This window comes from Streptomyces griseoruber, assembly GCF_001514205.1.
Taxonomy (GTDB): Bacteria; Actinomycetota; Actinomycetes; order Streptomycetales; family Streptomycetaceae; genus Streptomyces; species Streptomyces griseoruber.
The window spans coordinates 521,360-543,144 of record NZ_KQ948764.1 but is presented as its reverse complement, the minus strand read 5'-3'; the positions used below and the strand labels follow the sequence as shown (position 1 = coordinate 543,144).

Sequence of the window (21,785 nt, the reverse complement as noted above, 5' to 3'; positions counted from 1 at the left end):
CCTCAGCCCCGCCCCGTCCGCCCCTCCTCGTACGCCACGACCGTGGCGTTGACGTGCCGGAGCAACCCCTCGGTCTGGGCCGTGAGTTCGGCCTCCCGGCTCTCCTTCCCGTCCCCCCACTGCCCGTTGGCGAACACCACCGAGCGGACCGTCATCAGCCGGCGGAAGACCCCGGCCGAACCCGGCGGCACCGTCGGCAGCCCCGCCTCCGGGGGCGGGTCGAGGGAGACGACCTGGTACGTCACCGGATCCGTCGAGGCCATCATGAACACCCGCGAGGCGTCCTCGACCCGGGCGAAGCTCAGTACGGTGACCGTGATCTGCGAGAGCCGGTCGGTGTCCGTGAACAGCCCTGCCGTCAGCCGCGAGCACTCCCCGCCCTGCTCGATCAGCCGGGCCAGTCCGGGGGACGTGCCCCGGGCGCAGTCGGTGGTGGTGGCCAGATCGACCCGGGTGTACCGGGAGCCGTCCGTGAGCCGGACGCTCGTGGCGGGGAAGGCCTGCTCGGGCCGGATCACCGGCCGGGAGAGCAGGGAGGGGAGGGAACGGGGCGCGTCGGAGGGGAGGGTGACGCCGACGGACGGCACGGCTCCGGCGCCCGGGGCGCCCGTGCCCGGGGCCCCGGTGTCCGAGACGGTCGTGCCCGAGGCCGCCGAGGGCCGCTCCTCGTCCACGACCGTCGCCGCACCGGCGGCGATCGCGCCGGCGAGCAGGACACCCGCCCCGGCCCCCACCGCCCGCCGCGTCCGCCGGCGCCGCCGTATCCGCTCCTCCCGTGCCATGAACTCGGCGTACGGGTCGACGCAGGCGTCCGGATTTCCTTGATCATCGAAGGTCATGGCCGCGGAGGGTAACAGCGGTACGCCCCCCGGCTCCCGCCGCCGGACGAACCGTCGCCCAGCCGACTAACGGGACAGAGCGTCCCGTACGGCCTCGTCCGTGCGCGCCACCACGGCCGTACCGTCGTCGGCCGTGATGATCGGCCGCTGGATCAGCCTGGGGTGCCCGGCGAGCGCCGCGATCCAGCGCTCGCGCGAGGCCGCGTCCCGCGCCCACGCCCTCAGCCCCAGCTCCCCGGCCACGGCCTCCTGGGTCCGGGTGATGTCCCACGGCTCGAGGCCGAGCCGGTCCAGTACGTCCCTGATCTCGTCCTCGCTCGGCACCTCCTCCAGATACCGGCGGACGGTGTAGTCGGCGCCCTCCGCGTCGAGCAGCGTCAGCGCGCTGCGGCACTTCGAGCAGGCCGGGTTGATCCAGATCTCCATGGGGCCCACGGTAACGACCTGCCGCAGGGGGTGCCCGAGCGGCAGCCCTGTTCGAATATTTGGCGCCTCTCGCGTACCTCGTGAACCTGGTGTGACACCGCGCCAATTTCGTTGTTCACCTGGGCATTTGAAGGCGATTGCGGACTGCTGAATGTCAGTGGGGGGCAGTAGACTGGATGCAGTGTTCGAGAGTTCCGCCGGAGATCCCGGCGGGGTTCTGACCGCGACAGGAGGATGCCCGTGCCCGCTGCCGCACTGAAGCCGAAGCCGCTGCCGACCCAGTCCACCGCGAAGCGTTCCGTCCAGCTCGACCTGCCCTATGTGCCCGTGGCGAAGCGGCCGTTGCCGGCCGGACGGCCCCGGGAGTGGTATGTGGCGCACAACCGCCGCCTCAAGGCGATGCGCCTCGCCATCGCGCTGCTCGACCTCGGCGTCTACCTGCCGAACCAGGCCCGCAACGAGAAGATCCGCAGCACGGCCGAGCTGATCGGTGTCCACCCGCCGTCGGACACCACGTGCCACATGGTCAGGGCGTACCTGCGCTACAACCGGTGAGCCGGGTGCCGGGTGCCGTTCGTGGGCACGGCACCCGGTGTTCCCTCATCCCGCCAGCTCCTTCTCCACCGGTGTCCGGAACCGGGGCGTCACCCGGGCCTCACCCAGCCGGCCGCCCAGCCGCTCCGCCTCGGCGGCCACCGCGGCCTCCGCGTCCCGGCCGATCCCCTCCCCGGTGAGGATCCGCCAGACGATCTCCCCGTCCGCCCGCTGGGCCCAGCCCCCCACCACCCGGCCGTTCCACCACACCGTCGGCCCGATGTTGCCGCTCCGGTCGAACAGGGCGGGCCGCAGCTCCGGCGCCAGATACCAGTCCCGGCCCTGCCAGCCCATCGCCGTCGGATCGAGAGCCGGCAGCAGGGCCGCCCAGGGCTCCTCCGGCGCCGCCACCGGACCGGCGTCCCCCTCGACGACGTACCCCTCGACGACGTACCCCGTGCCCCCGTCCACCGTCACCGCCTGCGCACCGATCGCCTTCAGCGCCCGCCGGACGTCGGTCACCTTCCACCCCGTCCACCACTTCAGATCCGCCTCGGTGGCCGGACCGCACACCGTCAGCCAGCGCCGCAGCAGCTCCGTCTGGGCCTGCGCGGGGTCCATCTCGGGATGTGCCGGGGCGAGGGCCCAGCGGAACTGGCTGGACGTCCAGGAGCCCAACGGGCGACCCCGGACCACCTTCCCCTCCACCCCCAGCAGCCGCAGCAGCCGGGTCGAGACGGTGTGGACCCCCTCGTAGCTCTTCCCGGCCGCGTACACGAACCGCTCCCGCAGCCGGGGCTCCTCCCGCGCCAGCTCGGCCGCCGTCGCCTGCCCCAGCCGCCCCAGCGCGGCCAGCGCCGACTCCTCGACCTCCTTCAGCCAGGCCGCGTCCGGGGCACCGGCCTTCGCCATGTCGGCCACCAGCGAGGCCCGCGCCCGGGCGGCGACCGCCAGGCCGGTCGAGGCGTGCACGACGGCCGTCAGCTCCGCCGGGAACACGAACACCGTGTCCCGCATGCCGTGCATCCGCACCAGCGTCCGGTCCTCGTACAGCGCCCGCTCCGTCGCCGGCACCGGCCCCGCCGGATCGGCGAGCCGCGCCCCGACCGCCAGATACACCGTCGCCGGATCCGTCCCGTGCAGGGCGACGAGGGACGCGGCCACCGCCTCGGGCGTCGTGGCCCGCCCCGCCGCGGTCAGCCGGTGCCGCAGCGCCAGCCGGGCCCGCCGCTCCGCCCCGTCGACATACCGCATGCTCTCACCCATCCCGGACTCCCGCCCCGCCGTCACCGGTCCCTGAACGCATCCTCCCCGACACCACTGACAATCGGGCCCCGCCCCGCGCGTCACCCGTTCGCCGGACCCGGCATGCGCGCCTCGGCCCCCCGTCCTTCACTGCGAACAAGGGCGTGACGGCGGTGCGTTCGCGACGGGAGGCCGGTGTGGAGCGGAGACGAGGAACATGAGCGCCCCCGGCACCCCCGGCGCCCCCGGCACCCCCGAGGAGCGGACCCGGCGCGGCAAGGAGGCCCGTAAGCGGGTCCCCCGCTCCGCGCACGCCGACTGGCTGCCCCCGGTCGACCGGCCGGACCCCGTCGTCGTCCTGGAACGGCAGGGCCGGGACCGGCTGCCCGAGCTGCTGCCCGTCCGGTACGGGCGGATGGCCGCCTCGCCCTTCGCCTTCCTGCGCGGCGCCGCCGCCGTGATGGCCGCCGACCTGGCCGCCCGGCCGCACACCGGACTCACCGTCCAGCTCTGCGGGGACGCCCATCTGCTCAACTTCGGGCTGTACGCGTCCCCGGAGCGGGCGCTGCTGTTCGATCTGAACGACTTCGACGAGACGTTCCCCGGCCCCTTCGAATGGGACGTGCAACGCCTCGCCGCCTCCGTCGCCGTGGCCGCCCGCGAGAACGGCCACGCCGGGCCCAGGGCGCGCGCCGCCACCGTCGCGGCCGTCGCCGCCTACCGCACCGCGATGCTGCGGCTGGCCCGGCTCGGCGAGCTGGACGTCTGGTACGAACGCATCGACGCCGACCGGCTGCTGCCCCTGCTGCGCTCCGCCCGCCACCGCCGGCGCGCCGAGGCCAGCCTCACCCGGGCCCGCCGCCGCACCAGCCTCCAGGCCCTCGGCAAACTCACCGAACGCGTCGACGGACGCCACCGCATCATCCACGACCCGCCGCTCCTGGAACCCGCCGGCGTCTCGGACTCCGCCGCCCTGCGCAAGATCTTCAGCGACTACCGCTCCACCCTCTCCGAGGAGCGCCGGCTGCTCCTCGACCGCTACCGCTTCGTCGACGCCGCCCGCAAGGTCGTCGGCGTCGGCAGCGTCGGCCTGCGCTGTTTCATCGTCCTGCTGGCCGGGCGGGACGCCGACGACCCGCTGTTCCTCCAGATCAAGGAGGCCCGCGCCTCCGTCCTGGAGGCCCATCTGCCGAGCGGGCCCCACCCCCACCCCGGCCACCGGGTCGTCGCCGGACAACGGCTGCTCCAGGCGGCCAGCGACATCTTCCTCGGCTGGATGACCGGACCCCAGGGCCGCGCCTACTACTGGCGCCAGCTACGGGACATGAAGGGCTCCGCCGACGTCGCCGGCATGACCCCCGCCGACCTCACGGCGTACGCCCGGCTCTGCGGCACCGCCCTGGCCCGCGCCCACGCCCGCTCCGGCGACCGGATCGCCCTCGCCGGCTACCTCGGCACCGGCGACACCTTCGAACACGCGATCGCCGACTTCGCGGAGGCCTACGCCGACCGGACCACCACCGACCACGCGACCCTGCGCGCGGCCATCGCGGCGGGGGTGGTCACGGCGGCCCCCGACGTATGAGAGGGGTTGCCCGGAAAAGGAGATGCACGGTGAGTGACGGTCTGCCTACGCTGAACGACATGGGTACCGTCATCATCACCGGGACCTTCGTCCTGGTCGTCCTGGGATTCGGAAACCCCCTCCACTGGCTGGCCGCCGTCGCCCTGCTCTACGTCTACGTCCAGTACGGCCGGGACACGACCACGTCCTCGTCGTCGTCCTCGTCGTCCTCCACCCCGCCCCCGGGGCCCGCCCCGACCACCTACAAGGCCTACCGCGCCCGTCGCGACCTCCAGACCAAGTGGGAGCGCCGCTACGAACGCGAGCGCGGCAGGTAGGCGAGCGGGACTCACAGGCCGGGCGCGCCCCACACCGGGAACCAGCGGCTGAGGTCCTGCTCGATCCGCAGGTCGTTCGCCAGTACCGCCTTCACCTGGAGTTCGAGCGCGTTGTCGCGCCGCTGCCCCCGCTCGGGCAGCGGCGCGAACGGGTAGAACGTGCCCCGCTTGTACAGGTACACGAGCGCGAGCGACCGTCCGGCGGGGTTCTCGAAGGCGGCCAGGGAGCAGAGCAGCTGGGGGCCGAAGCCGTTGATCTCCATGGCGCTGTTGACCGCGTGCAGGTCGTTGACCAGGGCGGAGAGGTCGTCGGGGGAGCGGTGGGAGAGGAGCCAGGAGTAGCCGTAGTCGTCGCGCAGGAGCTGGACCGGGGGGCCGGTGCGCTCGATGTCGGCGTCGAGGAGGGCCTGGACCTCACGGTGCGTCTGTTCGAAGGCCGCGCCCTCCACGGTCGCGAAACAGACGGCGCCCTGCCCGGTCGGGGTGAAGCCGGCCGCCGCCTCCAGCGTGATCGCCGCCGAAGGCAGCGCGAACAGCTGATCGAGGTCGGGGATGACCGGCTTGGTCCGGCCGAGCAGGATGTCGAGCAGCCCCATGCGTCAGCCTGCCTTCCCGGGGGTGGCCGCCTCACCCAGCTCGGCGGAGATCCGCCCCAACTGGTCGAGCCGCTGCTCAAGGCTCGGGTGGGTGGAGAAGAAGCGTTCGATGCCGGGCTCCCTGCCGGTCGCCGGGGTGAAGTAGAACGCGTTGAAGGCCTGGGCCGTGCGCAGGTCCTTGGTGGGGATCCGGGCGATGTCCCCGGAGACCTTGGTGAGCGCGGAGGCCAGCGCCGAGGGCCGCCCGGTCAGCAGCGCGGCCGCCCGGTCCGCGGCCAGCTCCCGGTACCGGGACAGCGCCCTGATCAGCAGGAAGCTGATCGCGTACACGGCCGCCGACACTCCCATCACGGCGGCGAAGACCGCGGCGGTGTTCTGGTCCCGGCGCCCGCCGAACAGCTGCGAGTAGAACGCGAACCGCACGATCAGCCCCGCGATCACACCGAGGAACGACGCGATCGTGATCACGGCGACGTCCTTGTGCGCCACGTGCGACAGCTCGTGCGCGAGCACGCCCTCCAGCTCGGCCGGCTCCAGCCGCCGCAGCAGTCCGGTCGTCACGCACACCACGGCGTGCTCGGGATTGCGTCCGGTGGCGAACGCGTTCGGCATGTCCATGCTGGACACGGCGACGACCGGCTTCGGCATGTCGGACAGGGCGCACAGCCGGTCCACGACGGCATGCAGCTCGGGATACTCCTCGCGCTCCACGACCCGCCCGCGCATGGCGAACATCGCGATCCGGTCGGAGAACCAGAACTGCGCCACGAACATGGCCGCCACCAGCACGACCACCAGCAGCCACGACTTCAGCAACACGATCAGCGCGGCGACGAACGCCACGTACAGCAGCCCCAGCAGGAACATGGTGACCGTCATGCGCACGGTCAGGCCCCGGTCGCTTTGGAAACGGCTCCGCATCTGCATCACCCCGCAGGCAGTCAGGCACTCGCCCCCACAGCCAGTGTGCACCCGCGCACTCCCATGAAGCGCTCCTGATCAGGCCTAGGAGCAGCAAAGGCTCAGGTCCGGACGCCGGCCTCCCACTTCCGCCGCATCAGCACGTACGCGCTGAACAGATGCCGCGACCGGTCCAGCAGCTCACCCACCTCCGCCGCCGCCTCCCGCGGCACGTCGGCCGTCGGGTGCCAGCCCTGCACGGACTGACGGGCCCACTGCCGGATCCTCTCGTCCGGGTCGTCGAGCGTCGCGACCGCGGCCCGCAGCCGCACCACCCCGCCGCGCGCCTCCAGCAGCCGGAACGCGGCGACCCGCACCTGCCGGGGCCACGCCTCACCGAGCCGCTCCGTCAGCAGCTCCTCGGGCACGTTCCCCGCCGACGGCAGCAGCGCGGCAGTCACCTCCCGCACCACCCCGGGCGCCGGATCGTCGAGCAACGGCCACAGTCGTCGTACGTCCGTCACGTCCAGGGTCCGCAGCCCGGCGACGGCCCGGGCCCGCACGCCCGCGACCGGATGCCCGAGCAGCGCCCACAGCACCTCGGAGTCGGCCCGCTCCCCGCACTCCGCGAGCCCGATCACGGCCCCCGGCGGCGGCCCCTCGGGCTCGGCGCACCGTTCCCGGTACCAGGGCAGCGGATCGTGCCCGCCCTGCCGTACGACGTACCGCGCACAGGCCCGCACCACCGCCGAACGGTCGGCCAGGAACCCCACGGCCCGCTCGCTCCGCCCGGCCCGCCGCAGGGCGGTGACCCCGGCGGCCCGCGCCTGCGGACTGCGGGCCCCGAGCAGTGGTTCGAGGACGTCGTCGTGGTCCCCGCCGTCCGCCACGGCCGCCAGGGCGGCGTCGGCGCACAGGTTCTGGACGACCGTGTCGGGGTCCCGGGCGGCGGCACGGGCGAGTTCCGCGGAGGACAGGAGCCGCTCGTCGACCGCGAGGCGGTACGCGTACCGGCGTACGGCACGGTCGGGGTCGGTGTAGAGCGGCGCGAGGGTCTCCGGCGGAGCGGCGCGCAGCAACCGGTCCGCGAGGTCGGTGGCGAAGTCGCCCCGGCCCCGGCACCCCAGGCGCAGGACCAGCGGCATCAGCCGTACGGCGGTGCGCTCGTCGAGCGCCTCCGCCAGCCGCCGCCGGGCGTCTTCGCGCACCCGCGGGGCCCAGTCGGAGCAGCGCACGACCACCAGCGGCAACAGCCCGGGGTGGTGGGCGGCCTGTTCGAGGGCCGCCTGGCGGATCCTGCCGTCCCCGTGGCACAGCGCCAGCGCGAGCTGGGACTCGGTGAGGGGTCTCGCGGGCCGCAGCCGAGCGGTCAGGCCGGGTGCCCGGTTGCGGCGCACGGCGGCGAGCAGCGCCCGTCCGCCCTCGGTGGCGGCCCAGGGCGGCAGCCGGCCGCGCCCGTCCTGCCACACGCAGCGCCGGACGGCGGCGTCGAGCGCGATCCAGGCCCCCGGGTCGTCACCGGGCAGCACCGTGCCGACCGGCTCCCCCCGCACCAGCCGTACCGCCGCCGCTTCCCCGTCCTCGCTGGTGATCGCGTCCATGCCTAGTACGGCGCCTGGAACCGCGCGTACCCCAGGATCAGGATCACCGCCGCCACGCACCCCAGCACGATCACCGTCGACACCCACGACGACCGGCGCGGCCCCACATGCTCCGGGTCGCCCCGGAACGGCACCGGCTCCGGTGGGTTCTCCTTCCAGCGGGCCGCCAGCATCCGGGCCCGCGCCGAGGGCTCCTTGTACTCGGCCTGGTCGGCCCACTTGATGTCGAACTCCCGCTGGTCGTCGTCCTGTTCGGACATCCCCGTATCCCCCTGTTGTCTGTGCTCGAACAGCAGTGCCAGAAGGCAAGTGTCAGAAACCATACGACGGCGCCCCCGCCCTGAGAAACAGGAAACGGGGGCGCCGGCCTACGACAGAGGCTCGATCACACGTCGAAGTACAGCTCGAACTCGTGCGGGTGCGGGCGCAGCTGAAGCGGGGCGATCTCGTTCGCGCGCTTGTAGTCGATCCACGTCTCGATCAGGTCGGACGTGAAGACGTCACCGGCGAGCAGGAACTCGTGGTCGCGCTCGAGCGAGTCGAGGACGGCCGGGAGCGAGGTCGGGACCTGCGGGACGCCCGCGTGCTCCTCGGGGGCCAGCTCGTAGAGGTCCTTGTCGATCGGCTCGGCCGGCTCGATCTTGTTCTTGATGCCGTCGAGACCCGCGAGGAGCAGGGCCGAGAAGGCGAGGTACGGGTTGCCGGAGGAGTCGGGCGCGCGGAACTCGACACGCTTGGCCTTCGGGTTCGAGCCCGTGATCGGGATACGCATCGCGGCGGAGCGGTTGCGCTGCGAGTACACCAGGTTGACCGGGGCCTCGAAGCCCGGCACCAGACGGTGGTACGAGTTCACCGTGGGGTTGGTGAAGGCGAGCAGCGACGGGGCGTGCTTGAGGATGCCGCCGATGTAGTAGCGGGCGGTGTCCGACAGGCCCGCGTAGCCCGCCTCGTCGTAGAACAGCGGCGTGCCGTTGCTCCACAGCGACTGGTGGACGTGCATGCCCGAGCCGTTGTCGCCGAAGATCGGCTTCGGCATGAAGGTCGCGGTCTTGCCGTTGCGCCAGGCCACGTTCTTCACGATGTACTTGAAGAGCTGGAGGTCGTCGGCGGCGGCGAGCAGCGTGTTGAACTTGTAGTTGATCTCGGCCTGGCCGGCGGTGCCCACCTCGTGGTGCTGGCGCTCGACCTGGAGGCCGGAGGCGGCCAGTTCCAGGGAGATCTCGGCACGCAGGTCGGCGAAGTGGTCGACCGGCGGGGTCGGGAAGTAGCCGCCCTTGTAGCGGACCTTGTAACCGCGGTTGTCCTCGAGCGCACCGGTGTTCCAGGCGCCGGCCTCGGAGTCGATGTGGTAGAAGGACTCGTTCTCCGAGGTCTTGAAGCGCACGCTGTCGAACACGTAGAACTCGGCCTCGGGACCGAAGTACGCGGTGTCGGCGATACCGGTCGACGCCAGGTACGCCTCCGCCTTCTTCGCCACGTTGCGCGGGTCACGGGAGTACTGCTCGCCCGTGATCGGGTCGTGGATGAAGAAGTTGATGTTGACCGTCTTGTCACGGCGGAACGGGTCCACGCGCGCGGTCGACAGGTCGGCGCGCAGGGCCATGTCGGACTCGTGGATGGCCTGGAAGCCGCGGATCGACGAACCGTCGAACGCCAGCTCCTCGTCCGGGTCGAACGCCTCGACGGGCAGCGTGAAGTGCTGCATGACGCCCGGCAGGTCGCAGAAGCGGACGTCGACGAACTTGACGTCCTCGTCCGCGATGAACTTCTTGGCCTCGTCGGCGTTCTGGAACATCCAGCTCCTCCTACTCCCGGCCGTCGAGCCGGGGTGGTAGTTCGTTCGTGCGGCCAGTGCGGTGGCACACGCTGTCCTCGACCCTAGGGACGCGTGATTTCTCGGGCGTGACCCATTTGTTTCGCACAAGTTAACCGGACTCCGTCCGAATCACCCACCTGTCCGCATCGCGAAACGGGGGCAGTACCGTGGACGCGTGGACAAGAGGGAAGCAATCGGATCGTGGCTCTCGGGCCCCCGCGCGGCCGCGGAGGAAGCCGGTGTCGACTTCGGATACAGGGGCGAGCAACTGGGTCTGCCGGAGGAGGGACCGGGCTCGATCGCCCGCCCCGGCCGGCGTCTGGGCGCACTCGCCGTGGACTGGGGTCTGTGCCTGCTGATCGCATACAGCTTGATCACCGACGGCTACACCCCCTCCACCAGCAACTGGACCCTGCTGGTCTTCCTGGCCGTGAGCCTGCTCACGGTGGGGACGCTCGGCTTCACCCCCGGCAAGCGGATCTTCGGTCTGCGGGTGGTGTCGCTGGACACCGGCACCGTCAAGCCGCTGCGCTCGGCGATCCGCACGCTGCTGCTCTGCCTCGCCCTCCCGGCCCTGATCTGGGACCGCGACGGCCGCGGCCTGCACGACCGGCTGGCCCGCACGGTCGAGGTGCGGATCTAGGACCCGGACATACGGCGACCTCCGGACATACGGCGAGGGGGGCGCCCGGTGATCACCGGGCGCCCCCCTCGCCGTGCAGGAAGGCTCGGACAGGAAGGCTCAGCGGGCCTTTCCGCCCTTCGGCAGGCGCATCCCCTTGGGCATGGGCCCCTTCGGGAGCGGCATGTTGCTCATCAGGTCGCCCATGGCGCGCAGCCGGTCGGTCGTCGCGGTGACCTGCGGGCCGGTGAGGACGCGCGGGTACTTCAGCAGGGTGGTCCGCAGCTTCTTCAGCTCGGTCTGGCCCTCGCCCGTGCCGACGATCACGTCGTGCACCGGGACGTCCGCCACGATGCGGTTCATCTTCTTCTTCTCGGCGGCCAGGAGGCTCTTCACCCGGTTCGGGTTGCCCTCGGCGACCAGGACGATGCCGGCCTTGCCGACGGCGCGGTGCACCACGTCCTGGCTGCGGTTCATCGCCACCGCGGGGGTCGTCGTCCAGCCGCGGCCGATGTTGTCGAGCACGGCCGCCGCGGCGCCCGGCTGGCCCTCCATCTGCCCGAACGCGGCTCGCTCGGCCCGTCGGCCGAACACGATCGCCGTCCCGAGGAAGGCGAGGAGGAAGCCGAGGATGCCCAGGTAGACCGGGTGGCCGATCAGGAAACCGATCGCGAGAAAGACACCGAGGATGAGGATGAAGACACCCGCGAGCACCAGACCGATCGTCTTGTCGGCCTTGCGGGTCATCTTGTACGTCAGGGCGATCTGCTTCAGTCGCCCGGGGTTCGCGGCGTCCGCCGCGCTGTCACTTCTCGCCATGCCAGGAAGTCTACGTGGCCCCGGAAGTGCCGACGACGGCAGTGTGCCCGGGAGGAAAGCGGCGGGAAGCGGCGGGGAGGGGTGTGGGGTGGGGAGTCGGTGGAGCGGTGGGTCAGGAGGTGCGGGCGGAGGTGACCGCTTCGAGGACGCGCTGCGCCTCGACCCGGTCCTTGGCGCGGCGGCGGTCCTCGAGCACGGAGGTCCAGGCGTTGCGGCGGGCGGTGCGCTGTCCGCTGCTCAGGAGCAGCGACTCGACGGCGCGCAGGGCGGTGGTGAAGGACGGGATCGCGGTGGCGCGAACGGGCGGCGCGGCCTGCATGGGAAGGTCCCCCTCGGGCAGGTTGGGATGGGCATCTACGAGGTGTGACACCAGCGTCACTGTTCGGTGTTACCAGGGCGTGACCGACCGGTCAAACGCCAATGAAGCCTTGATGCGGGGCGCCGGACGGGCGGTGAACGCCGACGCGGTCCCGACCGGGGCCCTCATCTGCGAGGACGGTCGGGACCGCGTCGTTTCGGCCGTTACTGGCCAGTAGTACCTTGTGCGCGAGTTCACACGCTTGCCCGGCGCCCGTATGGCGCAAGGCCGTTGGCGGCTGTCGCCCAGGTCACACGGCCTGCGAGGCCACGTGGGCGACTCCCCGCTGCGGAGCAGCCGAGTGTCGCTGCTCCACGGCCATCTGGTAGAGCCGCCCGGCGCGGTACGAGGAGCGCACCAGCGGACCCGACATCACCCCGGAGAAACCGAGCTGCTCGGCCTCCTCCTTCAGCTCCACGAACTCCTGCGGCTTGACCCAGCGCTCCACGGGGTGGTGGCGCACGGACGGGCGCAGGTACTGGGTGATGGTGATCAGCTCGCAGCCGGCGTCGTGCAGCTGCTTCAGCGCCTCGCTGACCTCCTCGCGGGTCTCGCCCATGCCGAGGATCAGGTTGGACTTGGTGACCAGGCCGTGGTCGCGGGCCTCGGTGATCACCTTCAGCGAGCGCTCGTAGCGGAAGCCGGGGCGGATCCGCTTGAAGATCCGCGGGACCGTCTCCACGTTGTGCGCGAAGACCTCGGGGCGGGAGGCGAAGACCTCCGCCAGCAGCTCCGGCACGGCGTTGAAGTCGGGGGCGAGCAGCTCGACCTTGGTGCGGCCGGCCTCGCGGGCCGCCGTCTGCTGGTGGATCTGGCGGACCGTCTCGGCGTACAGCCAGGCGCCGCCGTCCTCCAGGTCGTCACGGGCGACACCGGTGATGGTGGCGTAGTTCAGGTCCATGGTGACCACGGACTCGCCGACCCGGCGGGGCTCGTCACGGTCCAGTGCCTCGGGCTTGCCGGTGTCGATCTGGCAGAAGTCGCAGCGCCGGGTGCACTGGTCGCCGCCGATGAGGAAGGTCGCCTCGCGGTCCTCCCAGCACTCGTAGATGTTGGGGCAGCCGGCCTCCTGGCACACGGTGTGCAGCCCCTCGCTCTTCACGAGCTTCTGCATGGCGGTGTACTCGGGACCCATTTTCGCCCGGGTCTTGATCCACTCGGGCTTGCGCTCGATGGGGGTCTGGCTGTTGCGGACCTCCAGGCGCAGCATCTTGCGTCCGTCGGGGGTGACTGCGGACACGACCGGCTCCCTGTGACTTCGATTCCTCGGCGCACACCAGGGTACGCCCGTGTTTACTGAGCCCTGCCGTCAGGCCAACCCGACGGACCCCGGGTCCATTCCGGCGTGCACGCCTCAGGCGGTCGCCGTCTCGATGACGCGTGGCTTCAGGTCCGCGCCGCCCAGGACCTCCGTCAGATGGCGCTCGGCGACCGGCAGGACCTCGTCGATGGTGATCTCGCGGCCCAGCTCGTACGCCAGGGAGGTGACACCGGCGTCCCGGATGCCACAGGGGATGATCCTGTCGTACTGGGACGTGTCCGGGTTCACGTTCAGGGCGAAGCCGTGCATGGTCACGCCCTTGGCGACCCGGACGCCCATGGCGCAGATCTTGCGGTCCTCGCGGCGCTGGCCGGCGTTGGAGGGGGCGTACTCCGGGCCGTTGAGCCGGGGGTCGAACTCCTCGTCGGTGAGCCGGGGGTCGAAGTCGAGGGCGAGTCCGCCCGGTGCGGGACGCTGTTCCATCGGGTCGCCCAGCACCCAGACGCCCGCGCGGCCCTCCACCCGGCTGGTCTCGACGCCGAACTCCGCGCAGACGCGGATCATCGCCTCCTCCAGCCGGCGCAGGTGCGCCACCACGTCCACCGGGCGGGGGAGCTGCTGGATGGGGTAGCCGATCAGCTGGCCGGGGCCGTGCCAGGTGATCTTGCCGCCGCGGTCCACGTCGACGACCGGGGTGCCGTCGAGGGGGCGCTCGTTGTCGGCCGTGCGCCGGCCGGCCGTGTAGACCGGCGGGTGTTCGAGAAGCAGCACGGTGTCGGGGATCTCGCCGGCGAACCGGGCCGCGTGCACCCGGCGCTGCTCGTCCCAGGCCTCCTGGTACTCCACGGCCTCGGCTCCGAAACCCATATGGACGAACCGCAACTCACTCACGGCAAACGCCTCCCTGGAAGGTCGTAAGGCACGAAACGCGCCCACGCCACTGTACGTCCGCGGCTACCGCGTCAGCCGCACGGCCAATCCTCACACGATCGGATGAATGAGGGTCGAGATGTGCGACCGGCCGCTTACGCTCCGCTACATTCGCGCCGTTCACGAGGCATCAGACCTGATCACAGCCCTCAGGGCACTTCATCCGGGCACGTCGGAGGCCCGGGAGGCAGGAGACCGCACCGCAGATGACGGAACGACCCGCGCAGCGCACTCCCAACCGCCAGCTCGCCGCGCTCATCGCAGAAGCCGGGTTCTCCAACGCGGGTCTGGCCCGTCGCGTCGATCAGCTGGGCCTCGAACACGGGCTGGACCTCAGATACGACAAGACCTCCGTCACCCGGTGGCTGCGTGGCCAGCAGCCCCGGGGCACCACCCCGGCCCTCATCGCCGAGGTGTTCACCCGCCGCCTGGGCCGCCGGCTCACCGCCCAGGACCTCGGCCTGGACGCGTGCGCCCCGGTGTACGCGGGGCTGGAGTTCGCCGGCACCCCCGAGGAGGCCATCGACATCGTCGGCGGCCTGTGGCGCAAGGACTCCGGCAGCCACGCCGAACTCCGCAAGATCGCCTTCACCCCGGCCGGACTCGTCGTCCCGAGCCGCGACTGGCTGATCGGCCGGGCCGACGAGAAGGTGGCCCGCGGCGGCGAGACGACCCCCCGGGTGCCGGTCCAGAGCCGCCCGGCGGTCCCCCGGGCGACGGCGGCGAAACCCGGCGGGTCCGTCCTCCCCGCCCTCCCGCAGATCGCCGTCCCCCGCCAGCGCGGCCAGGGCGGCGAACGCGGCCCCGGCCAGCGGGTGACCGGCGGCGACATCTCCGCCCTGCGCTCGGTCGGCGAGCTCTTCCGCACCCTCGACGACATGTACGGCGGCGGCCACGCCCGCCAGGCCCTCGTGCGCTACCTGGAGCACGAGTGCGAGCCCATGCTGCGCGGCACCTACGGCGAGCAGACCGGCCGGCGGCTCTTCGGCGCCGCCGCCGACCTCACCCGGCTGGCCGGCTGGACCTCCTTCGACATCGCCGCGCACGGCCTCGCCCAGCGCTACTTCGTGCAGTCCCTGCGCCTGGCCCAGGCGGCCGGGGACCGCGCCTACGGCTCGTACGTCCTGGTCACCATGAGCCGCCAGGCCGTCTACCTCGGGCACGGCCGCGAGGCCGTCCAGCTCGCCCGGGTCGCCCAGCAGGGCATCGGCGGCGGTGCCCCGCCGGTCGTGCAGGCCCTGCTGCACGCGGCCGAGGCACGCGGGCACGGGGTGCTCGGCGAGGTGCGGGCCGGCACGGCCGCGCTGGTGCGGGCCGAGCGGGCCCTGGAGGCGGCCCGCCCGGGGGACGAGGTGCCGCACTGGGCGCGGTTCTTCGACGAGGGCCAGCTGGCCGGCGAGTTCGGGCACTGCCACCGCGACCTCCAGCAGTTCCGGGCCGCCGCCCAGCACGCCGAACGCTCCCTCCAGCTGCGGCCCGCCGCCTACGCCCGGAGCCGCCTGTTCTGCCGTGTCGTCCTCGCCACCGCCCGCCTGGGCCTCGGCGAACTCGACCAGGCCTGCCACCTGGCCGCCGAGGCGGCCGTCCAGGCGGCGGAGATGCGCTCGGTCCGCGCGCTGGAGTACATCAGGGACTTCGAACGCAGACTGGAGCCGTACCGCGACGCGGCACCCGCGAGGACCTACCGGGACAAGGTGTCCGTGCTGGGCTGAAGCGCCCCGAAAGGGGCGCGGGGCTGTACCGGCACACCAACGTCAGGCAGCCTCGACGGCGGCGGGCCGCACGGGGTCCGAACGGTGCATGGATCCCCCGGCCCCCAGATCGGAGAGAATCGCCGCCGCCGCCCGGTGCGCCGAGTGCAGCGCCCCCTGCACGGTGCTGGTGTCCCGGTGATCCCCGCACACGTACAGCCCCGCGAGGAGCCGTACCGCCCGCCGCAGATCGTGCGGCGGGCGCATCGCGGGCACGGCTTCGGCCGTGTGGTGGACGGCGAGCGTCTCCCATCGCGCGGTCGAGGTGCCGTACAGCCGCGCGAGATGCATCCGTACGGCGGTGTCGACGCCGCCGGGCGGGGTGCCGAGGACGGTGGAGGAGATCAGGGCGCGGCCCTCGGGCGCCCGCGAGGGGTCGACCGCGCTGGTCACGGTCGTGTGCGCGACCGGGCCGCCGCGGTCGGCGTCCAGCAGCAGGGACCCGCCCGTCGCCGGGGGCTCGTCCGTGGTGTGGTGCACCACCGTCACCGGGTGGAAGTCCGGCACCCGCAGACCGGGCAGCAGCTCGGCCGCGGTGCGCGCGTCGGTGGCCACCAGGACCGCGCGGCAGCGGAACTCGCCGTGCTCGGCGGTGGTCACCGAGGTCGTGGAGACCGAGGTGACCCGCACCCCGGTGTGCACCACGCCCGGCGGCAGGGTCCGGGCGAGCAGCTCCGGCAGCACCTCGGCGCCGCCCTCCGGCACACAGAGCCGGCCCGCCGCGAAGGCGCGCAGCGCGAGGTCCGCGCACCGGCTGGAGGTGGTGAGGTCCGGGTCGCACAGCAGCGCGGCGAGCAGTGGGCGCAGGAACCCGTCGATCGTGCGGGCGGGCAGCCCGCGCGCGGCGAGGGCCTCGGCCGCCGCCGACTCCGGGCGGCGCAGCAGCCGTTCGGCGGGGGTGGCCGCGATCCGGGTGAGGGCGGCGCCCAGCCGGGCCTGGTCCACGGCCGTGCCCAGCGGAGCGCCGGGCCGCACCCGGGGCGGCGGGACGGCCTGCCGCGGCCGGGGCAGCGCACCCGGCCGAGGGGCGCTCGCCAGGGCGCGTACGGCATGGAGTGCGCCCCTGGCGCTCCCCGCGCCCGCCTGCGCGCCGGCCCGGTGGTGACGCCCGTCGCTGTGCAGCAGGACTCCGGGGGCGAAGGGACGCAGCACGAGCGCGTCGAGCCCCGGGGTCAGGCCCAGTTCGGGGTAGGCCGTGGACAGCAGCTGTCCGATGCGGTCGAGCCGGAAGCCGTCGACCTTCTCGGTCGACATGCGGCCGCCGACGTGGTGGGCGGCCTCCAGGACTGCGGTCGTAATTCCTGCGCTGGTCAGCCGATGTGCGGCGGAGAGTCCGGCGACTCCGGCTCCCACGACGACGACGTCTGCCTGGTACGCGGGCTCAAGCACGTGCCCCTCCTCGAGGTTTGCGCGGCCGGTGGAGACGTCATGCCCCCAACGGGCTTCCGGGATGCCCGAGTTCGGATCGAGGTTAGGGCCGTGATCGGTCAGGGACAGTCGCGCATGGGCAGGGCACGGTCGCACGGCGGTCGCATACGGTCGCCGGGGGTGGGCACGCCCGGTCGCACACCGCCGTACGAGCCCTCTCACGCCGCACGCACGGCGTCCTCGATCCCCGGGAACGCGAAGGTGAACCCGGACTCCAGCAGCCGCTTCGGCACCACCCGTGCGCTGCCCAGGACGTCCCCGGCCATCTCGCCCAGCACCGTGCGCAGCACCGGCGCCGGCACCGGGAACAGCGTCGGCCGCCGCAGCACCCGCCCCATCGCCTCGGTGATCTCACGGTTGGTCAGCGGCTCCGGCGCGGTCAGGTTGAACGGCCCCGACAGCTCGTCATGGTCCATCAGATACCGGATCGCCGCGACCTCGTCGTGCAGCGCGATGTAGGACCAGTACTGCCGGCCGTCGCCCATCCGCCCGCCGAGGCCCGCCCGGAACAGCGGGAACAGCTTCCCCCAGGCCCCGCCGCCGCGCGCCACGACCAGCCCGGTCCGGGGGAACACCGTCCGCACCCCGGCCTGCCCGGCGGGCGCCGCGGCGGCCTCCCACTCCACGCACAGCTCCGGCAGGAAGCCCGTGCCGGCGGGCGAGTCCTCGTCCACGACCCGCTCGCCGGTCTCGCCGTAGATGCCCATCGCGCTGCCGTTGACGAACACCCGCGGCGGCTCGTCGAGCGAGGCGACCGCCTTCGCGAGACCCGCCGTGCCGTGCACCCGGCTGTCGTGGATGCGCCGCTTGTACGTCTCCGTCCACCGCCGGTCCCCAACCCCGGCGCCCGCCAGGTTGACCACGGCCGCGCACCCCGTGAGCCCCGCCGCGTCCACCTGCCCCCGCTCGGGGTCCCAGCGCACCTCGTCCGCGCCCCGGGGCGCGTGCCGCACCAGCCGGACCACCTCGTGCCCGTCGGCCGTCAGGGACCGCACCAGGGCGCTGCCGATGAGACCGGACGCGCCGGCCACCGCGATTCGCATACGTTCGTTCTGCATGGAATCATCCTGCCGCGCAACGGCATAAAAGCCCTGTCGGGTCCCTCCCCGCGCGGCCTAGGGTGACGCCATGCCCGACACCCCCGCCCCCCGGATCCGGCCCGCCCGCCCCGCCGACGCCCCGGTGCTCGCCCGCATCGACCACGCCACCTGGTCGCACCTGCACGCGGTCGGGCCGAAGCCCGCGTCCGACGCCCCCTTCTTCGACGACCGCCACCACCCCGAGGACCACCTGGTCGCCGAGGTCGGCGACCGTGTCCTCGGCTACATCCGCCTGGTGCCGCCGACCTCGCTGGCGGCCACCGCGCACGTACGGCAGATACAGGGCCTCGCCGTCGCCGACGAGGCCCGTGGCAAGGGCGTCGGGCGGGCGCTGGTCCGTGCCGCCGTCGAGGAGACCCGCCGCGTCGGCGCCCGCCGCATCACCCTGCGGGTCCTCGGCCACAACACCCCCGCCCGCAAGCTCTACGAGTCCGAGGGCTTCGAGGTCGAGGGCACCCTGCCGGAGGAGATGTTCCTGGCCGGCGAGTACGTGGACGACGTCCTGATGGGCCGCCGGGTGTGAAGGGCCGCGGCCGCACCCGGACGACGTGATCAGCTCGTCAGCTCACCCGTGTCCACCGCCGCCGTCGACTTCGCCGCCCGCGCCGCGTCCCCGGACACCTCCGCCGCCGTCAACACGTACCCCGTCTCGTTGTCGGACGTGGAGCGCGCGAAGACCACCCCGTACACCTCGCCGTCCGTGGTCAGCAGCGGACCGCCGGAGTTGCCGGGGCGGACCGTCGAACGGATCGAGTAGATCTCGCGGGTCACGGTCGAGTCGTTGTAGATGTTCCGGCCGGTCGCCTTCACCCGGTTCGCGACCGTCGCCGCCTGGAGATTGAGGTCGCCGTCCTGCGGATAGCCCGCCACGACCGCCTCGTCGCCCCGCTCCGCGGAGTCGTCGAAGCGCAGCACGGGGGCGCGCAGCTGCGGCACGTACAGCACGGCCACGTCCTTGTCCGGGTCGAAGAGCACCACCGTCGCCTCGTACGAGGCGCCCACCCCGCCCACCCGCACGCTCGGGTGGTCGATGCCGGCCACCACGTGCGCGTTGGTCATCACATGCTCGTGCGCGTACACGAACCCGCTGCCCTCGCGGCCCTGGTCGCCCGAGGAGCCCTCGATCTTCACCGTGCTCAGCTTCGCCGCGTTGGTCGCGCGCGCCGTCACGCTGTCGCCGCTGGGCTTGGCCACCTCGGCCGTCGACTCGTTCTCGAACGGGTTGAAGACCTGCGGGAAGCCCGCCTGGGTGAGCGCGGAGGTGGCGTTGGAGAACCAGGCCGGGGTGGTGTCCGGCATGGCGTCCTGCACCGCGCCCAGCAGCTTGGAGTCCCGGATCGACGACGTCACCACCGGTGAGGAGGGCGACGCGGCCAGCACGCTCGCCGCCACCCACGCCACGATCAGCACCGCCACCGCGTTCGCCACCGCCCCGCCGATCCCGTCCGCCACCCGCAGCGGCCCCCGGTCCAGCTCGCGCCGCAGCCGCAGCGCGAGCCGCCCCGCCAGCTCGTGCCCGAACGCGGCCGGCACCAGGACCGTGAACACCGCGGCCACCGTCGCCGCCGTGGTCCCCGGTGTCACCAGCTTCATCACCCATGGCAGCACCCACACACCGACCACCGCCCCGCCGACGAACCCGGCGAGCGAGACACAGCCCGCCACCAGTCCGCGCCGGTAGCCGGAGCCGGCGTAGGCGAGGATCACCAGCGCCAGCAGGATGTCGAGCAGGTCCACGGGGCCGCCTTTCTCTAGGACCCTTCAGTACGTGGGGGACGGGCCCAGTGATCAGCCGCACGCGAGCGTGGCTGAACACGATCGGCCCCGCGTGCGTGCACCCCGGGAAACGCCGTGGACGGGGACGATGGTTCCACCAGGTGGCACAGCACACATCGCGGGCGGGACGGAACCGGCCGACAGTGGGTCCATGTGCGCCCTTCGACCGGCCCCGCGCGGGAGCCGGGGAACGCGACGAGGACGGCGCCCGGCGCGGATACCGGGGTCGCTCCTCGCGCTGCTGGGCTGCCTGCCGGGATTCGCCGCCGTCACCGCCCTGGTGCTGTGCACGGGCGGCGCCGACCACATCACCACGGCCCGGCCGGCCGCCCGCGCCGGTCTGCCCACCCCGGCCCGCAGCACGGCGGCGCCCGCGCACACCGCGGTCCGGCCGCCGATCGTGCCCCGCACCGCCTGGCTCGACGCCCGCACCCGGCGCCGCCAGCCGCCGCCGCGCTACGACGACAAGGTCGTCGCCGTCTTCGTGCACCACACCGACTCGCCGAACGGCTACGACTGCGCCGACGCGCCCCGCATCATCCGCTACCTCTACACGGGCCAGACCGGGGCCCGCGACTGGGACGACATCGGCTACAACTTCCTCGTCGACCGCTGCGGGACCATCTACGAGGGCCGCGCGGGCGGTGTCGACCGCCCCGTCACCGGCGCCCACACCCAGGGCTTCAACCACCGCACCGCCGGGATCGCCGCCCTCGGCACGTTCACGGCCGGCAGTCCCGTCCCGCAGCCGATGGTCGACGCGATCGCCGCGCTGACCGCCTGGAAGCTCGGCCTCGCCGACGTCGACCCGCGCACCATGGCCCGCCTCACCTCCAGCAACAGCCTCAGCCGGTACGCCGCCGGCACCACCGCCACCCTGCCCGCCCTGGCCGGCCACAACGACGGCTACATGACGAGCTGTCCCGGCGCCGCCCTCACCGCCCGCCTCCCCGAGATCCGTGCCACGGCCGCCCGGCTCCAGGGCCGGACGGCCGTCACAGCACCCTCGGGGACGCTCACAGGAACGCCTCAGGCAGGATTCAGAGTTCTCCCATTCCCGCCGTCTACGGTCATGAACAACACAAGAAAGACCGACCGGAGGCGGGGACGATGAACAGCAGTCACACGAGCGAGCACACCACCGCCGGCTGGATCAGGGCGGCCCGCGGCCCCTGGACCGTCCTGTGCGCCGTCACCGCGGTCGTCCTGGGCCCGGCCGCCGTCACCGCGTCCGCCCTCGAACAGGCCAACAGGGCCCCGCTGCACCACGCGGTGCGCGCCGACCAGACGCAGGCGTACATCCCGACGGACAGCACCCGCCGCAGGGTGGCCGTATGACGCCGGCCGCCGGACGGGGCGCTCACTCCTTGAAGCGCCCCCACAGCCGGGGATAGCGCTCGGCGAGCGCCCCCTCGTTCTCGAAGTCGACGGGCGTGCCCTCGGGTTCGGACGGCGCGGGTTCGATGCCGAGGTCGGGGGCGACGGTCCCGGTGAGCTGCTCGTAGGCCTCGTCGGCCGCGTACCCGAGCTCCTCCCCGTCCCCGTCGATCTCCTGGTCGAACTCGTCCAGCAGCTCCGCCAGCGCCTCCGGATCGTGCACCGCGCCCTCGAAGGTCTCCCGGCCCTGCCCGATCAGCCAGCACCGGAAGAAGTCGAAGGCGTCGTCGCTCGCCCCGTCGAGCAGCACCCACGCGGCACCCCACAGGTCCCAGGTGTAGGCGCGGTTGTAGCGGGACTCGAAGTGCCGGGCGAAGTCGAGCACGGACTCCGGGTCCAGCCGGATCAGCCGCTCCACGAGCAGGTCGGCCTGCTCCTCGGGGTCGCCCTCCGCGGCCGTACGGGAGGCGTCCACCAGCTCCCAGAACTCCAACTCGTCCATCA

The 21,785-nt window shown here is 72.8% G+C and carries 24 protein-coding genes; 8 read left to right on the top strand and 16 right to left on the bottom strand.

The window, feature by feature from the left end; genetic code table 11:
* Positions 1-2: 2 nt before the first annotated feature.
* Positions 3-839: a hypothetical protein gene (locus AQJ64_RS06810; protein ID WP_211286463.1), complete on the bottom strand. Its 837-nt coding sequence runs from the start codon at positions 837-839 to the stop codon at positions 3-5.
* A gap of 66 nt (positions 840-905) precedes the next feature.
* Positions 906-1,265 (bottom strand): arsenate reductase family protein, encoded by a 360-nt coding sequence (locus AQJ64_RS06805; protein WP_055639120.1) that lies wholly within the window; start codon positions 1,263-1,265, stop codon positions 906-908.
* Positions 1,266-1,505: 240 nt separating this feature from the next.
* Here AQJ64_RS06805 and AQJ64_RS06800 point away from each other — a divergent pair, with 240 nt between their 5' ends.
* Positions 1,506-1,820, top strand: coding sequence for a hypothetical protein (locus AQJ64_RS06800; RefSeq protein ID WP_055639121.1), 315 nt, complete (start codon positions 1,506-1,508; stop codon positions 1,818-1,820).
* Positions 1,821-1,865: 45 nt separating this feature from the next.
* On the opposite strand, the gene AQJ64_RS06795 is transcribed toward AQJ64_RS06800, so the two are convergent.
* Positions 1,866-3,065, bottom strand: a complete 1,200-nt coding sequence (locus AQJ64_RS06795) for a winged helix DNA-binding domain-containing protein (RefSeq protein ID WP_055639122.1) — start codon at positions 3,063-3,065, stop codon at positions 1,866-1,868.
* A 196-nt stretch (positions 3,066-3,261) separates the two neighbouring features.
* Here AQJ64_RS06795 and AQJ64_RS06790 point away from each other — a divergent pair, with 196 nt between their 5' ends.
* Both AQJ64_RS06790 and AQJ64_RS06785 read left to right on the top strand, forming a co-directional pair.
* Complete coding sequence (locus AQJ64_RS06790) at positions 3,262-4,629, top strand: DUF2252 domain-containing protein (protein ID WP_059202484.1); 1,368 nt, start codon at positions 3,262-3,264, stop codon at positions 4,627-4,629.
* A gap of 59 nt (positions 4,630-4,688) precedes the next feature.
* Entirely contained in the window at positions 4,689-4,946 is a 258-nt protein-coding gene (locus AQJ64_RS06785; RefSeq protein ID WP_059202526.1) for a hypothetical protein, read from the top strand.
* Positions 4,947-4,957: 11 nt separating this feature from the next.
* On the opposite strand, the gene pspAB is transcribed toward AQJ64_RS06785, so the two are convergent.
* The 5 genes from pspAB to glnA form a co-directional block, all read right to left on the bottom strand.
* Positions 4,958-5,542 (bottom strand): PspA-associated protein PspAB, encoded by a 585-nt coding sequence (gene pspAB / locus AQJ64_RS06780; RefSeq protein ID WP_059202483.1) that lies wholly within the window; start codon positions 5,540-5,542, stop codon positions 4,958-4,960.
* A 3-nt stretch (positions 5,543-5,545) separates the two neighbouring features.
* Positions 5,546-6,463, bottom strand: a complete 918-nt coding sequence (gene htpX, locus AQJ64_RS06775; protein ID WP_059202525.1) for a zinc metalloprotease HtpX — start codon at positions 6,461-6,463, stop codon at positions 5,546-5,548.
* Between the two features lie 101 nt (positions 6,464-6,564).
* Positions 6,565-8,043: a hypothetical protein gene (locus AQJ64_RS06770; protein ID WP_055637075.1), complete on the bottom strand. Its 1,479-nt coding sequence runs from the start codon at positions 8,041-8,043 to the stop codon at positions 6,565-6,567.
* A 2-nt stretch (positions 8,044-8,045) separates the two neighbouring features.
* Positions 8,046-8,303 carry an SCO2583/SCO2584 N-terminal domain-containing protein gene (locus AQJ64_RS06765; RefSeq protein ID WP_055637076.1) on the bottom strand — a complete coding sequence of 86 codons (258 nt, stop codon included), beginning with the start codon at positions 8,301-8,303 and terminating at the stop codon, positions 8,046-8,048.
* A gap of 125 nt (positions 8,304-8,428) precedes the next feature.
* Complete coding sequence (gene glnA, locus AQJ64_RS06760; protein WP_055637077.1) at positions 8,429-9,838, bottom strand: type I glutamate--ammonia ligase; 1,410 nt, start codon at positions 9,836-9,838, stop codon at positions 8,429-8,431.
* Between the two features lie 196 nt (positions 9,839-10,034).
* On the opposite strand from glnA, the gene AQJ64_RS06755 reads away from it, so the two are divergent.
* The gene (locus AQJ64_RS06755; protein ID WP_055637078.1) at positions 10,035-10,502 is read left to right on the top strand and encodes an RDD family protein; all 468 of its coding nucleotides are present in this window, start codon (positions 10,035-10,037) and stop codon (positions 10,500-10,502) included.
* A 99-nt stretch (positions 10,503-10,601) separates the two neighbouring features.
* On the opposite strand, the gene AQJ64_RS06750 is transcribed toward AQJ64_RS06755, so the two are convergent.
* From AQJ64_RS06750 to lipB, 4 genes are all read right to left on the bottom strand, one after another.
* Complete coding sequence (locus AQJ64_RS06750) at positions 10,602-11,300, bottom strand: DUF4191 domain-containing protein (protein ID WP_059202482.1); 699 nt, start codon at positions 11,298-11,300, stop codon at positions 10,602-10,604.
* 112 nt (positions 11,301-11,412) lie between these two features.
* Positions 11,413-11,619, bottom strand: a complete 207-nt coding sequence (locus tag AQJ64_RS06745) for an SCO2195 family GlnR-regulated protein (protein ID WP_059202481.1) — start codon at positions 11,617-11,619, stop codon at positions 11,413-11,415.
* Between the two features lie 289 nt (positions 11,620-11,908).
* Complete coding sequence (lipA, locus tag AQJ64_RS06740) at positions 11,909-12,898, bottom strand: lipoyl synthase (RefSeq protein ID WP_055637216.1); 990 nt, start codon at positions 12,896-12,898, stop codon at positions 11,909-11,911.
* A 114-nt stretch (positions 12,899-13,012) separates the two neighbouring features.
* Entirely contained in the window at positions 13,013-13,810 is a 798-nt protein-coding gene (gene lipB / locus AQJ64_RS06735) for a lipoyl(octanoyl) transferase LipB (RefSeq protein WP_055637217.1), read from the bottom strand.
* Between the two features lie 245 nt (positions 13,811-14,055).
* Here lipB and AQJ64_RS06730 point away from each other — a divergent pair, with 245 nt between their 5' ends.
* Entirely contained in the window at positions 14,056-15,561 is a 1,506-nt protein-coding gene (locus AQJ64_RS06730; RefSeq protein ID WP_055637218.1) for an NsdA family TPR-like regulatory protein, read from the top strand.
* A 42-nt stretch (positions 15,562-15,603) separates the two neighbouring features.
* Here the strand turns inward: AQJ64_RS06730 and AQJ64_RS06725 are convergent, their stop codons facing one another.
* Complete coding sequence (locus AQJ64_RS06725; RefSeq protein WP_055637219.1) at positions 15,604-16,989, bottom strand: NAD(P)/FAD-dependent oxidoreductase; 1,386 nt, start codon at positions 16,987-16,989, stop codon at positions 15,604-15,606.
* Positions 16,990-17,186: 197 nt separating this feature from the next.
* Complete coding sequence (locus AQJ64_RS06720; protein ID WP_059202480.1) at positions 17,187-18,086, bottom strand: TIGR01777 family oxidoreductase; 900 nt, start codon at positions 18,084-18,086, stop codon at positions 17,187-17,189.
* A gap of 70 nt (positions 18,087-18,156) precedes the next feature.
* Between AQJ64_RS06720 and AQJ64_RS06715 the strand changes: the two genes are divergently transcribed.
* Positions 18,157-18,651, top strand: a complete 495-nt coding sequence (locus AQJ64_RS06715) for a GNAT family N-acetyltransferase (RefSeq protein ID WP_059202479.1) — start codon at positions 18,157-18,159, stop codon at positions 18,649-18,651.
* A 29-nt stretch (positions 18,652-18,680) separates the two neighbouring features.
* Here the strand turns inward: AQJ64_RS06715 and AQJ64_RS06710 are convergent, their stop codons facing one another.
* Positions 18,681-19,865, bottom strand: coding sequence for a MarP family serine protease (locus AQJ64_RS06710; protein ID WP_059202478.1), 1,185 nt, complete (start codon positions 19,863-19,865; stop codon positions 18,681-18,683).
* A 190-nt stretch (positions 19,866-20,055) separates the two neighbouring features.
* On the opposite strand from AQJ64_RS06710, the gene AQJ64_RS06705 reads away from it, so the two are divergent.
* Positions 20,056-21,018 carry a peptidoglycan recognition protein family protein gene (locus AQJ64_RS06705; protein WP_240513031.1) on the top strand — a complete coding sequence of 321 codons (963 nt, stop codon included), beginning with the start codon at positions 20,056-20,058 and terminating at the stop codon, positions 21,016-21,018.
* Positions 21,015-21,242 carry a hypothetical protein gene (locus tag AQJ64_RS06700; RefSeq protein ID WP_055639197.1) on the top strand — a complete coding sequence of 76 codons (228 nt, stop codon included), beginning with the start codon at positions 21,015-21,017 and terminating at the stop codon, positions 21,240-21,242. Before AQJ64_RS06705 ends, AQJ64_RS06700 begins: the two co-directional genes overlap by 4 nt.
* A 22-nt stretch (positions 21,243-21,264) precedes the next feature.
* Here AQJ64_RS06700 and AQJ64_RS06695 read toward each other — a convergent pair whose 3' ends face one another.
* A complete protein-coding gene (locus AQJ64_RS06695; RefSeq protein WP_055639198.1) occupies positions 21,265-21,783 on the bottom strand; it encodes a DUF4240 domain-containing protein in 519 nt (172 codons plus the stop codon).
* Positions 21,784-21,785 lie beyond the last annotated feature (2 nt).

Excerpts from the sequence above, each read along its gene's own strand:
- AQJ64_RS06765 (WP_055637076.1), bottom strand. The coding sequence starts at position 8,303 with ATGTCCGAACAGGACGACGACCAGCGGGAGTTCGACATCAAGTGGGCC.
- AQJ64_RS06805 (WP_055639120.1), bottom strand. The coding sequence starts at position 1,265 with ATGGAGATCTGGATCAACCCGGCCTGCTCGAAGTGCCGCAGCGCGCTG.
- glnA (WP_055637077.1), bottom strand. The coding sequence starts at position 9,838 with ATGTTCCAGAACGCCGACGAGGCCAAGAAGTTCATCGCGGACGAGGAC.
- AQJ64_RS06790 (WP_059202484.1), top strand. The coding sequence starts at position 3,262 with ATGAGCGCCCCCGGCACCCCCGGCGCCCCCGGCACCCCCGAGGAGCGG.
- AQJ64_RS06795 (WP_055639122.1), bottom strand. The coding sequence starts at position 3,065 with ATGGGTGAGAGCATGCGGTATGTCGACGGGGCGGAGCGGCGGGCCCGG.
- AQJ64_RS06730 (WP_055637218.1), top strand. The coding sequence starts at position 14,056 with ATGACGGAACGACCCGCGCAGCGCACTCCCAACCGCCAGCTCGCCGCG.
- AQJ64_RS06695 (WP_055639198.1), bottom strand. The coding sequence starts at position 21,783 with ATGGACGAGTTGGAGTTCTGGGAGCTGGTGGACGCCTCCCGTACGGCC.
- AQJ64_RS06750 (WP_059202482.1), bottom strand. The coding sequence starts at position 11,300 with ATGGCGAGAAGTGACAGCGCGGCGGACGCCGCGAACCCCGGGCGACTG.
- AQJ64_RS06700 (WP_055639197.1), top strand. The coding sequence starts at position 21,015 with ATGAACAGCAGTCACACGAGCGAGCACACCACCGCCGGCTGGATCAGG.
- AQJ64_RS06810 (WP_211286463.1), bottom strand. The coding sequence starts at position 839 with ATGACCTTCGATGATCAAGGAAATCCGGACGCCTGCGTCGACCCGTAC.
- AQJ64_RS06720 (WP_059202480.1), bottom strand. The coding sequence starts at position 18,086 with ATGCAGAACGAACGTATGCGAATCGCGGTGGCCGGCGCGTCCGGTCTC.
- pspAB (WP_059202483.1), bottom strand. The coding sequence starts at position 5,542 with ATGGGGCTGCTCGACATCCTGCTCGGCCGGACCAAGCCGGTCATCCCC.
- AQJ64_RS06785 (WP_059202526.1), top strand. The coding sequence starts at position 4,689 with ATGGGTACCGTCATCATCACCGGGACCTTCGTCCTGGTCGTCCTGGGA.
- AQJ64_RS06715 (WP_059202479.1), top strand. The coding sequence starts at position 18,157 with ATGCCCGACACCCCCGCCCCCCGGATCCGGCCCGCCCGCCCCGCCGAC.
- AQJ64_RS06705 (WP_240513031.1), top strand. The coding sequence starts at position 20,056 with ATGTGCGCCCTTCGACCGGCCCCGCGCGGGAGCCGGGGAACGCGACGA.
- AQJ64_RS06745 (WP_059202481.1), bottom strand. The coding sequence starts at position 11,619 with ATGCAGGCCGCGCCGCCCGTTCGCGCCACCGCGATCCCGTCCTTCACC.
- htpX (WP_059202525.1), bottom strand. The coding sequence starts at position 6,463 with ATGCGGAGCCGTTTCCAAAGCGACCGGGGCCTGACCGTGCGCATGACG.
- AQJ64_RS06770 (WP_055637075.1), bottom strand. The coding sequence starts at position 8,043 with ATGGACGCGATCACCAGCGAGGACGGGGAAGCGGCGGCGGTACGGCTG.